This window comes from Falsiroseomonas sp. RANM36 (assembly GCF_056682175.1).
In genome coordinates this window covers 145,122-155,380 of sequence record NZ_JBWXTD010000006.1, presented here as the reverse complement: position 1 = coordinate 155,380, position 10,259 = coordinate 145,122, and the positions used below count along the sequence as shown (strand labels likewise).

The window sequence follows — 10,259 nt, the reverse complement described above, 5'->3', positions numbered from 1 at the left end:
GGGGGGGGGGGGGGGCGGGGGGGGGGGGGGGGGGGGGGGGGGGGGGGGCGCGGGCCCCCCCCCCCCGCGCCGCGGCGGCGCCGGCGGCCGGCGCGATCCTGGTCATGCCGACACCGGCGCTGGACGCCGTGTTCTTCGCCTGGCGCGGCTTCCGCCTGGTGCGGGAGGTGGCGGCGATCCACGGGCTTCGGCCGGGCATCGCGGGCACCCTCGGCCTGCTGCGCCGCGCGCTGTTCGAGGCCGGGGCGATCGCGGCGGCCGATGTCGCCATCGACGCCGCGACGCAGTTCGTCGCCTCCCACCCGCTGGTGAAGACGGCGATCGGCGAGAGCGGCAAGGGCGCGGTGGCCGCGCGCCGGATGATCCTTCTCGCCCGCGCGGCGGCACGGGCCTGCCGGATCGTGCCGCCGCGCTGAACGCCGCCCGCCTCAGCCGGAGCGCACGCCATGCGCGGCGCAGATCGCGCCGATCTCGGCCGGCGGCGGCCCGCCCGGCCCGGCCTGCCGCGTCGCGGCGTGCAGCGCGCGGAACATCGCCGCCGCGGCGTGGCCCGGCGTGAGCATCACCTGCATCCGCACCGGCACCGCGCCGTCGTTGCGGAAGCCGTGCGGCACGCCGCGCGGCAGCAGCACCGTCATGCCCGGTCCGGCGACGCGCTCGCCGCCTTCGGCCAGCAGCGTGAGCGCACCCGCGCCGATCACGAAGATCTCGTCATCCGCCTCGTGCACATGCAGCGGCACGCCGAGGCCGGGCGGCACGACATGCTCGGCCAGGAACAGCCCGCCCTTGCCGGGCTCCGCCTTCACCACCAGGGCGAGGCCGAATATGTCCAGCGCCTCGCCCGCCTCCGCCGGCACCAGCGCGATACCACCCGAAGCCGCATCCAGCATCGTGAACCTCCTTCGCAATGCAGCGGTGGCAGGGTGCGGCCGCCGCGCGCCGCTGTCGCGGCTTCGTTCTGGACAGGGCGTTCGGCCGGGCGAACACTCCGCCCATGCATGCCTTCGCCGGGGTCGAGGTCTTCGTCGCCGTGGTCGAGACCGGCAGCGTCACCGCCGCCGCGGCGCGGCTGCAGGCGGCCAAGTCCTCGGTTAGCGAGACGCTGCGCGGGCTCGAGGAGCGGCTCGGCGTGCGGCTTCTGGACCGTGGCGCGCGCCGGCTGCGCCCGACCGAGGCCGGGGAGGCCTTCTACGCCCGCTGCCGCCGTCTGCTGGCCGAGGAGGAAGCCGCGCGGCTCGAGGTGCAGGCGATGCAGCGCGCCCCGGTCGGCACGCTCCGCGTCGCGGTGCCCGAATGCTTCGGTGCCCGCTGGGTGATGCCGGCGCTGGCCGAGTTCCTGCCGCGCCATCCCGCGCTGACGGTCGAACTGGTGGAGGCCGCGGCGCATGCGCGGCTGGTGGAGGACAGCCTGGACCTCGCCATCCGCGTGCTGGCCGCGCCGGCCGCGGGGCAGGTGGTGCGCCGCCTCGGCGGGTCGCAGGTCATCATCGTCGCCAGCCCTGACTACCTGGCTGAGCGCGGCGCCCCGGCCGTGCCGGCGGACCTGCCCCGGCATCGCTGCATCGGCTTCACGCCGTTGGCCTGGCGCGACACCTGGGTGCTGGGCGGCGAGAGCGTCGCTGTGCGACCGGTGCTGCTGACCGACAACGGCGAATCGCTGCGCGCGGCGGCGCTCGCGGGGATCGGGCTGGTGGCGCTGCCCGACTGGTCGGTCGCGGATGCGCTGCGGGACGGCCGGCTGCTTCAGGTGCTGCCGGAGGCGGCCGCCGCCCCGGCCGGGATCTACGCCGTCTATCCCAGCAATCGCCTCGTCACGCCGAAGGTGCGCGCCTTCGTGGACCACCTGGCGCGCTGGTCGCGCGCCAGGGGCCTCGCGGCATAGAGCCGCTACGCTTCCGCCGCCGCCAGGATGCGCGTGACCGCCTCGCCCCGGCCGAGCGCCGCCAGCACCGCGTCGATGGGCGGCGACTGCGTGCTGCCGGTGAGGGCGGCGCGCAGCGGCTGGGCGACGCTGCCGAGCTTCACGCCCTTCACATCCGCGTAGTCGCGCAGCCACTGCTCAAGGTCCTTGCGCTCCCACGGCGCGTCGGTGAGGAAGACGGCCAGGTCCTTCAGCCGCTCCTTCGCTTCCGGCGTCAGCAGCGCGGCGGCCTTCGCCTCCATCGGCGGCGGCCCCTCATGCACGGCGAAGGCGGCGGCGCCGGCGAGTTCCTCCAGCGTCTTCGCGCGCTCCTTCAGGTCAGGCATCAGCATCTCGACGCGCGCCGCGCCGTCGGTGCCGAACAGCACGCCGCGCTTCGCGAAGCGCTCCAGCACCTCGCGCGTGAGGCGTGCGTCGTCGGCGGCGCGCAGCCAGACGCCGTTGAAGTGGGTGAGCTTCGCGTAGTCCATCCGCGCCGCGGCGCGCCCGACATCGGCGATGTCGAAGATTCTTGTGACGTCCTCGCGCGAGATGATCTCGGTGTCGCCGTGCCCCCAGCCGAGCCGCAGCAGGTAGTTGCAGACCGCCTCGGGGAGGAAACCCTGCTCGCGGAAGTCGAGCGCGCCGACGGCGCCGTGGCGCTTGGACAGCTTCGCGCCGTCCGCGCCGTGGATCAGCGGCACATGCGCGAAGTGCGGGCGCCGCCAGCCCATCGCGTCATAGACCATGCACTGGCGGAAGGTGTTGGTCAGGTGGTCGTCGCCGCGGATGACATGGGTGATGTCCATGTCGTGGTCGTCCACCACCACCGCATGCAGGTAGGTCGGCGTGCCGTCCGAGCGCAGGATGATCATGTCGTCGAGCTCGGTGTTGGCGACGCGGACCTCGCCCTGCACCAGGTCCTTCACCACCGTCTCGCCGCCGCCCTCCCCCGGGCGGGGCGCGATGATGCGGATGGCCGGCGCGACGGAGGGCGCGTCCTTGGCGTCCATGCCGATCCAGCGGCTGCCGTCATACTTGAAGGGCCGCTTCTCGGCCTCGGCCGCGGCGCGCATCGCGGCGAGCTCATCGGGCGTGTCGTAGGCGAGATAGGCCTTGCCCATGGCGAGCAGCGCCTTCGCGATCTCGGCGTGGCGCGGCTCGCGCTGTGACTGGAACACGGGCGGCTCGTCCGGGGAGAGGCCGAGCCATTCCAGGCTGTCGAGGATCTGCTGCACCGCCTCGGGCGTCGAGCGCTGCCGGTCGGTGTCCTCGATGCGCAGCAGGTACTGGCCGCCATGGCGGCGGGCGAAGAGGTAGTTGAACAGCGCGGTGCGGGCGCCGCCGATATGCAGGTAGCCGGTGGGGGAGGGGGCGAAGCGGGTGCGGACGGACATGGGCTTCCGGATGCGGAGAGGGGTGGTGCTTCCTAACGCAGCTTGGCGCCCGGCAGAACCGCCGGGGCCGCTCGCTGGGCGTGCTTCATCGAAGGGTTGCATGGCGCCGGAACAATACCGACTCTGGCGTGCGTGAGCCTGGCCCTTGGCGCGACGGAGCGGCCGGACGTCCTGGCGCGGCTGCGCGCCGGTGCGGCGGGGCTGCTCGCCCGCCAGCATGGCCGCTTCGCGCCCTGGCTGGCGGTGGCGCTGGGCGCGGGCGTGCTGCTCTATTTCCAGCAGCCGACGGAGCCTGGGCCGGGCGCGCTGGCGCTGGCCGCGCCGCTGATCGCGCTCGCGATGCTCGTCTCCCGCCGGGCGCCGCTGTCCGGCTGGGTGCTGGCGCTGATCGCCGCCGGCTGCCTCGGCTTCGGCATGGCCGCCTGGCACGCGGCACGCCTGCCGCCGCCGCTCCAACTGCCGCGCTGGGCCGTGCAGATCGCCGGGGAGGTCGTCGCGGTGGAAGCGCTGCCCGAAGGCCAGCGCGTGACGCTGCGCGCGGTGCGTATCGCCGGCGGCGAGCCCCTGCCGCGCGACATCCGCATCCGCCTGCGGGAGAGCGACCCGGCGCGGCCGATGCCGGGCGACCGGCTCGCCGCCCGCGCGATCCTGCGCGAGCCGGGCGGCCCCGTGGTGCCGGGCGGCTGGGATTTTGCGCGCGCGGCGTATTTCTCGGGGCTCGGCGGGTCGGGGACGGCGCTCGGGCCGGTGCAGGTGACGCGCGGGGCGGGGGAGTTGCCGGGCTTCGCGCGGCTGCGGGCGCAGCTCGAGGCCAGGGTGGAGGCGGCGATTCCCGGCGCGGCCGGGGCGGTGGCGGCGGCGCTGCTGACGGGCTCGCAGGCGGCGATCCCGCCGACGGAGATCGTGGCGATGCGCGATTCGGGCCTGGCGCATCTGCTCTCGGTCTCCGGCCTGCACATGACGATCGTGATGGGCTCGGTGTTCGGCGTGCTGCGGCTGCTGGTGGCGCTGGTGCCGTGGCTGGCGCTGCGCGTGAACGGCAAGGCGGTGGCGGCGGTGGGCGGGCTGCTCGCCGGGCTCGGCTACACGCTGCTGACCGGGGCGCAGGTGCCGATGCAGCGCTGCCTGGTGATGGCGGCGCTCGTCACGCTCGGCCTGCTGGCGGGGCGGAGGGCGCTGACGGTGCGGACCCTCGCGCTGGCCGCCGCCGCGGTGCTGCTGGTGGCGCCGGCAGAGGTGCTAGGCCCGTCCTTCCAGATGTCCTTCGCGGCGGTACTGGCTCTGGCGGCGGGCTGGGAATCGCTCCGCGGCCGGCGGCCGGCCGCAGGATCGGGCTGGCGGCGGCGGCTGGCGCTCGCGGCCTTCGGGCTGGTGGTGACCTCGGTGCTGGCGGGCGCGGCCACCGCGCCGATCGGGCTGCACCATTTCGGCCGGCTGCAGATCTACGGCGTGGCGGCCAATGCGCTGGCGGTGCCGATCACCTCGATCCTGGTCATGCCGGCGGGGATGATCGCGCTGCTGCTGATGCCCTTCGGGCTGGAGGCGCCGGCCCTCTGGGCCATGGGGCAGGGGGTGGCGGCGATCCTGGCGGTGGCCGCCTGGGTGGCCGCATGGCCGGAGGCCGCGCCGGTGCTGCCGCCGCTGCCGGGGCCGGCGCTGGCGGTGATGGGCTTCGGCTTCTGCTGGGTCTGCCTGTGGCGCGGGGCGCTGCGGCTGGTCGGCGTGCCGATCATGCTTGGCGCCGTGGCGGCCGCGCTGCAGGTGCCGCCGCCCGCCGTGCTGGTGACGGCCGATGCACGGCTGGTGGCGCTGCGCACGGCGGAGGGCGTGTTCCTGCACGCGCAGCCCGGCGCCAGCGCCTTCGCCCGCAACGCGGTGCTGCGCCGGATGGGCGTGGCGCAGGGCCTGGCCCTGCCGGCGGCGGGCGAGGCGGCGGGCGGGGCGATCGCCTGCACGCCGGTGGCCTGCCGCTTCCGGCCCTCTCCCGACGCAGCCGAGATCGTGCTGTTCCGCACGCCGCCCCCGGCACGCGGCGCCCGCGGCGGCAGCCCGCCCGACCCGGGGGCGCTGGCCGAGGCCTGCGGCCATGCGGCGCTGCTGATCGCGGCCGAGCCGATCCGCCGCCGCTGTCCCGGCAGCGCGGTGATCGACCGCTTCACCGTCTGGCGCGAAGGTTCGCAGGCGGCGTGGGTGGACCCGGGCGGCGTGCGGGTGGTGTCGGAGCGCGCGCTGCGCGGCGCGCGTCCCTGGGTTCCGCCGCCGCCGCTTCCCGGCCGGCCCGATCCGCAGCCGCTGGCGCCGCAGGACGCCGGCGCGTGACGCCGGGCCGCCGCCGGTAACCCTTTCTTCACGCCGCCGGCGTCAGATGAGCCATCCCAGGACAGGGAGGCACGCATGGGATACGGCCTGACCACCAGCATCACGCCCGCCGGCTGGCTTGCGATGGGCGCGGCACTCGGCATTGCGGCGACGCTGGTGCTGCGCCGGCTGCGTTCCTGGCGCGCCGCGCGCACCCTGGCGGAGTGGGACCCCTATTGAGGGGTTCGGGCCGGGCGGCCGTTTCGGACCGCCCGGCAGGTGGGCGCGCTCAGTAGCGGCGCATCAGCCCGATCAGCCGGCCCTGCACCCGCACCCGGTCGGGCCCGAAGATCCTGGTCTCGTAGCTGCGGTTCGCCGGCTCCAGCGCCACCGAGTTGCCGCGCCGGCGCAGCCGCTTCAGCGTCACCTCCTGCTCATCCACCAGGGCGACGACGATGGAGCCGTTCTCGGCGGTGTCGCCGCGGCGGATGATGACGGTGTCGCCATCGAGGATGCCGGCCTCGATCATGGAATCGCCGGCGACCTCCAGCGCGTAGTGGTCGCCGCTGGCCAGCATCGCGGCCGGCACCTCCACGCTGGCGCCGGAATCCCGCAGCGCCTCGATCGGCAGGCCGGCGGCGATCCGGCCATAGAGCGGCAGGTGAACCGCCGGGGCCTCGTTCGCCGCCCGCGCCACGCCGGGCAGGTTGGCGGCGAAGTTGCCGCGGATGACGTTGGGCGCGAAGCCCGGCGCGGGCGCCGGCGCGCCCGGGGAGGCGGTCGCGGCGGCGGCGATCGCCCCGCGCGGCGCCAGGTTCTCCGGCAGGCGGATCACCTCCAGCGCGCGGGCGCGATGGGCGCGGCGGCGCAGGAAGCCGCGCTCCTCGAGCGCCGTGATCAGGCGGTGGATGCCGGATTTGGACTTGAGGCGCAGCGCCTCCTTCATTTCCTCGAAGGAGGGCGAGAAGCCGGTGTCACGCAGGTGCCGGTCGATGAACATCAGCAACTCGTGCTGCTTCCGCGTGAGCATGCGCCCTCCTTCCCGCCGCCGCGGCGCCCCTCTGGCACTCGTCGGCGAACAAACGGGGAATCAATGCGCGTGTTCTAGGTAGGTTCTCCGCGTCGCGTCAAACCTTTTCCACAGGCTCGGCCGGAAAAACCGGATCAGATCCCGAACTGGCCGAGCGGGATCGCCTCCACCTCCGCGCCTTCCGGCAGCGGCGGGGCATAGGGCGCGCGCAGGATCAGCGCCTCCGCCCGTGCCAGCGTGGCCAGCATGGAACTGTCCTGCACCGGGAAGGGGGTGGCCACCTGGTGCCCGTCCCGGTCGGTCGCGAGGCTGGCGCGCAGATGGTCGAAACGCTTGTCGTTGGCCGCCAGCGGCGCCCCGGCCCGCACAAGAATCGTCGGTGGCGGCGCCGCCGGCAGCCCCGAGAGCACCGCCAGCGCCGGCACCAGAAACTGCACGCCGCAGACCAGGGCTGAGACGGGATTGCCCGGCAGGCCGAGCACCGGCGTGCGGCCGAGCCGGCCCCAGATCAGCGGCTTGCCGGGCCGCATCGCGATCTTCCAGAAATCGAGCGCGAAGCCTTCCGGCCCGAGCGCCTTCTGCACCAGGTCGTGCTCGCCGACCGAGGCGCCGCCGGTGGTCACCAGCATGTCGCAGGCGCGCGCCGCCCCGGCCGCGGCGGCGATCGCGTCCCGGTCGTCGGGCGCGATGGGCAGGATCAGCGGCTCGCCACCCGCGGCGCGCACCAGCGCGGCCAGGGCATGGGCGTTGGAACTCACGATCCCGCCCGCGGGGATGGGCTCGCCGGGGAGCGCGATCTCGTCGCCGGTCGCCAGGATGCCGATGCGCGGGCGGCGATGCACGGTGAGCCAGGGGGCGTTGCCCGCCGCCGCCAGGCCGACATCGCGCGCGGTGAGCCGGCGCCCGGCGGGCAGCAGCGTCTCGCCTGCCGCGAAATCGAGGCCCTGGCGGCGGATCCAGCGGCCGGGCTGGACCGTCTCCTGCACGGTCACGGCGCCCGCTTCCTCCGCGGCATCCTCCTGCAGGAGGACCGCGTCGGCGCCCTCCGGCACGAAGCCGCCGGTGAAGATGCGCACCGCCTGGCCCGGCCCCACCCCACCCGCGAAGGGATGCCCGGCCGGCGCGCTGCCGATCACGTCGAGCCGCGCGCCCGCCACGCCGTCCGCGGCGCGCAGCGCATAGCCATCCATCGCCGAGACATCGGCCGGCGGCTGCGTCAGCCGCGCCAGGACGGGCCGCGCCAGCACGCGGCCCCAGCCTTCCGCCAGCGCGACGGTCTCGGCCGGCGTCGGCCCCAGCGCGGCGAGGATGCGGGCGCGAGCTTCCTCCAGCGCGAGCATCTCAGGCGGCGTCCCAGGTGCCGGACTTGCCGCCCGATTTGTGCACCACGCGCACCGCCTCGATCGTCATGCCGCGATCCACCGCCTTGCACATGTCGTAAACCGTCAGCGCCGCCACGGTGACCGCCGTCAGCGCCTCCATCTCCACCCCGGTCTGGCCGGTGAGCTTCACCGTCGCTTCGATCTCCACGGCGTCGGGAGCGACGGGCGTGAGGTCCACGCTGACCTTGCTGATCATCAGCGGATGACAGAGCGGGATGAGGTCCGAGGTGCGCTTCGCGGCCATGATGCCCGCGAGCCGCGCCACGCCCAGCACGTCGCCCTTGCCGATCCTTCCGTCCGTGATCAGGACCAGCGTCTCCGGCCGCATGGTGATGCGACCCCGCGCGACGGCAACGCGTGCACTATCGGGCTTGGCCGACACGTCCACCATGGCCGCACGGCCCTGGTCGTCGAAATGCGTGAGCTTGGCGGTCATCTGCGGCCTGCTGGCTTCCGCCGCTGGCTTACCAGACGCCGGGGCGGTGGGGTATCGGCGTGGCGCTCACGTCATCTGCAGCGTGACGGTGCCGAGCGGCCCGAACTCGGCACGGACCGCCTGGCCCGGCAGCACCGGCACCGGCGGCGTCACCGATCCGGTCGTGACGACGTCGCCGGCGCGCAGCCCGACGCCGCGGGCGGCCAGGGCATTCGCCAGCCACGCGGCCGCGCCAAAGCAGCCGCCATCCACGTTGCGTCCGCGCCCCGTGGCACGGAGGGCGCCATCGACGCGGAGGGTTGCCTCGATATCCAGGAGATCCAGCGCGTGCCAGTCCGGCGCCTCGGCGCCGAAGACCCAGTGCCCGAAAGCAGCATTGTCGGCGGCGAGCAGTGGCGCGCCGGCCTCGGTCCAGGGCGTGAAGCACGTGCCGATCAACTCGATCGCCGGCAGCACGGCGGCGGTCGCCTCGCGCAGCGCCGCCGCGTCGAAGGGCGCCGAGGCGGGATCGAGATCGCGGCTGATGCGGAGCGCGATCTCGGCCTCGTGCACGCGGTGGAAGCCTGGCTGTGTCTCCAGCCTTGCACCGGTGGGCAGGGCGAGGCGGTCGTAGAGCCGACCGTGGAAGGGCTCGGCGATGCGGAGCTGGGCACGGGCGGCCGGGTTGGTGCCGGCGATCTTGTAGCCGATCCGCCGCCAGCCCGCGGCGGCGAGCAGCGCGTCCGACTCATCCTGGATGCGGTAGGCGGCGGCCATGTCCGGCGGCCGCGCCTCCGCCGGCGGCAGCGCCACCGGCGCAAGCGCGACACGGAAGCCGAGAAGGTCTGCGGCGTTCACCAACCGAAGACGCTCGTCAGGCCGATATCGCGTGGATCAGCGCGCTCGCCGCGGCGGTCACGTCATCCTGGCGCAGCAGGTGCTCGCCCACCAGCAGGCAGCGCGCGCCGGCGCGGGAGATGCGCCGCACATCCTCGGGCGTGCGGATGCCGCTCTCGCTCACCGGAATGCGGTCCGCCGGGATCAACGGCACCAGCTGGTCGGACACGGCAAGGTCGGTCACCAGCGTCTTCAGGTTGCGGTTGTTCACGCCGATCAGCCGCGTCTCGAGCGCGAGCGCGCGATCCAGCTCGCGCCGGTCATGCACCTCGGCCAGCACCGCCATGTCGAGCGACCGCGCGATGTCCTCGAGTTCATGCGCCTGCTCGTCGGTCAGTGCGGCCAGGATCAGCAGGATGCAGTCGGCGCCCATCGCGCGCGCCTCGAAGACCTGCCAGGGGTCCACCATGAAGTCCTTGCGCAGCACCGGCAGCGCGCAGGCCTCCCGCGCGGCGGCCAGATCCTCGGCCGAGCCCTGGAAATGCGGGCCGTCGGTCAGCACCGAGAGGCAGGCCGCGCCGGCCGCCGCATAGGCCTTGGCGAGCTCCGCCGGATCGAAGGGATCGCGGATCAGCCCGCCGGAGGGCGAGGCACGCTTGATCTCGGCGATCAGCCCGACGCGGCCATCGGCGACGGCGTCGCAGAGCGCGCCGGTGAAGTCGCGCGGGCGGTCCGCGGCGCGCGCCTTGCGCTCGATCTCGGCCAGCGGGGTCTCGGCCGAGCGCTCGCGCACCTCCGCGTATTTGTCGGCAATGATCTTCGCGAGCGTGTCGGACATCAGGTCGGTCTGGGCATTCATGGGGCTACTCAGGATTCGGGGGGCTCGGGCGGCGGGGGGGCCCCCGCCCCCCCCCCCCGGGGCCCCCCCGCCAACCCCGCCCCCCCCACCCCCCGCCCCCCCCCCCAAGGCCACCCCCGCCCCCCCCGCGGGGCCCATCCC

General features: G+C 74.8%; 11 protein-coding genes. 4 read left to right on the top strand and 7 right to left on the bottom strand.

All coding sequences use genetic code 11. From position 1 onward, the window contains the following. The coding region (locus tag AC1MIR_RS22285) for a DUF697 domain-containing protein (protein WP_480030384.1) at positions 1-416 on the top strand (416 nt) is incomplete at its 5' end. 12 nt (positions 417-428) lie between these two features. Here the strand turns inward: AC1MIR_RS22285 and AC1MIR_RS22280 are convergent. Then, positions 429-890, bottom strand: a complete 462-nt coding sequence (locus AC1MIR_RS22280) for a cupin domain-containing protein (protein ID WP_480030383.1) — start codon at positions 888-890, stop codon at positions 429-431. 104 nt (positions 891-994) lie between these two features. On the opposite strand from AC1MIR_RS22280, the gene AC1MIR_RS22275 reads away from it, so the two are divergent. After that, positions 995-1,882, top strand: coding sequence for a LysR family transcriptional regulator (locus tag AC1MIR_RS22275; RefSeq protein WP_480030382.1), 888 nt, complete (start codon positions 995-997; stop codon positions 1,880-1,882). Positions 1,883-1,887: 5 nt separating this feature from the next. On the opposite strand, the gene gltX is transcribed toward AC1MIR_RS22275, so the two are convergent. Next, complete coding sequence (gene gltX / locus AC1MIR_RS22270) at positions 1,888-3,297, bottom strand: glutamate--tRNA ligase (protein ID WP_480030381.1); 1,410 nt, start codon at positions 3,295-3,297, stop codon at positions 1,888-1,890. A 132-nt stretch (positions 3,298-3,429) separates the two neighbouring features. Here gltX and AC1MIR_RS22265 point away from each other — a divergent pair, with 132 nt between their 5' ends. Both AC1MIR_RS22265 and AC1MIR_RS22260 read left to right on the top strand, forming a co-directional pair. Next, positions 3,430-5,616 carry a ComEC/Rec2 family competence protein gene (locus tag AC1MIR_RS22265; protein WP_480030380.1) on the top strand — a complete coding sequence of 729 codons (2,187 nt, stop codon included), beginning with the start codon at positions 3,430-3,432 and terminating at the stop codon, positions 5,614-5,616. Between the two features lie 75 nt (positions 5,617-5,691). After that, positions 5,692-5,835 carry a hypothetical protein gene (locus AC1MIR_RS22260; RefSeq protein WP_480030379.1) on the top strand — a complete coding sequence of 48 codons (144 nt, stop codon included), beginning with the start codon at positions 5,692-5,694 and terminating at the stop codon, positions 5,833-5,835. A gap of 49 nt (positions 5,836-5,884) precedes the next feature. Here AC1MIR_RS22260 and lexA read toward each other — a convergent pair whose 3' ends face one another. The 5 genes from lexA to trpC all read right to left on the bottom strand — a co-directional run bounded on the left by lexA (position 5,885) and on the right by trpC (position 10,118). Next, positions 5,885-6,625 carry a transcriptional repressor LexA gene (gene lexA, locus AC1MIR_RS22255; protein ID WP_480030378.1) on the bottom strand — a complete coding sequence of 247 codons (741 nt, stop codon included), beginning with the start codon at positions 6,623-6,625 and terminating at the stop codon, positions 5,885-5,887. 134 nt (positions 6,626-6,759) lie between these two features. Continuing rightward, on the bottom strand, positions 6,760-7,965 hold the full coding sequence (locus tag AC1MIR_RS22250; protein ID WP_480030377.1) for a molybdopterin molybdotransferase MoeA: 1,206 nt from the start codon (positions 7,963-7,965) through the stop codon (positions 6,760-6,762). A gap of 1 nt (position 7,966) precedes the next feature. After that, on the bottom strand, positions 7,967-8,443 hold the full coding sequence (moaC, locus tag AC1MIR_RS22245) for a cyclic pyranopterin monophosphate synthase MoaC (protein WP_480030376.1): 477 nt from the start codon (positions 8,441-8,443) through the stop codon (positions 7,967-7,969). A 66-nt stretch (positions 8,444-8,509) separates the two neighbouring features. Continuing rightward, positions 8,510-9,280, bottom strand: a complete 771-nt coding sequence (locus AC1MIR_RS22240; protein WP_480030375.1) for a 2-keto-4-pentenoate hydratase — start codon at positions 9,278-9,280, stop codon at positions 8,510-8,512. A gap of 16 nt (positions 9,281-9,296) precedes the next feature. Then, positions 9,297-10,118: an indole-3-glycerol phosphate synthase TrpC gene (gene trpC / locus AC1MIR_RS22235; RefSeq protein ID WP_480030374.1), complete on the bottom strand. Its 822-nt coding sequence runs from the start codon at positions 10,116-10,118 to the stop codon at positions 9,297-9,299. Positions 10,119-10,259: the final 141 nt, after the last annotated feature.

Excerpts from the sequence above, each read along its gene's own strand:
- trpC (WP_480030374.1), bottom strand. The coding sequence starts at position 10,118 with ATGAATGCCCAGACCGACCTGATGTCCGACACGCTCGCGAAGATCATT.
- AC1MIR_RS22250 (WP_480030377.1), bottom strand. The coding sequence starts at position 7,965 with ATGCTCGCGCTGGAGGAAGCTCGCGCCCGCATCCTCGCCGCGCTGGGG.
- AC1MIR_RS22260 (WP_480030379.1), top strand. The coding sequence starts at position 5,692 with ATGGGATACGGCCTGACCACCAGCATCACGCCCGCCGGCTGGCTTGCG.
- AC1MIR_RS22280 (WP_480030383.1), bottom strand. The coding sequence starts at position 890 with ATGCTGGATGCGGCTTCGGGTGGTATCGCGCTGGTGCCGGCGGAGGCG.
- moaC (WP_480030376.1), bottom strand. The coding sequence starts at position 8,443 with ATGACCGCCAAGCTCACGCATTTCGACGACCAGGGCCGTGCGGCCATG.
- AC1MIR_RS22275 (WP_480030382.1), top strand. The coding sequence starts at position 995 with ATGCATGCCTTCGCCGGGGTCGAGGTCTTCGTCGCCGTGGTCGAGACC.
- gltX (WP_480030381.1), bottom strand. The coding sequence starts at position 3,297 with ATGTCCGTCCGCACCCGCTTCGCCCCCTCCCCCACCGGCTACCTGCAT.
- lexA (WP_480030378.1), bottom strand. The coding sequence starts at position 6,625 with ATGCTCACGCGGAAGCAGCACGAGTTGCTGATGTTCATCGACCGGCAC.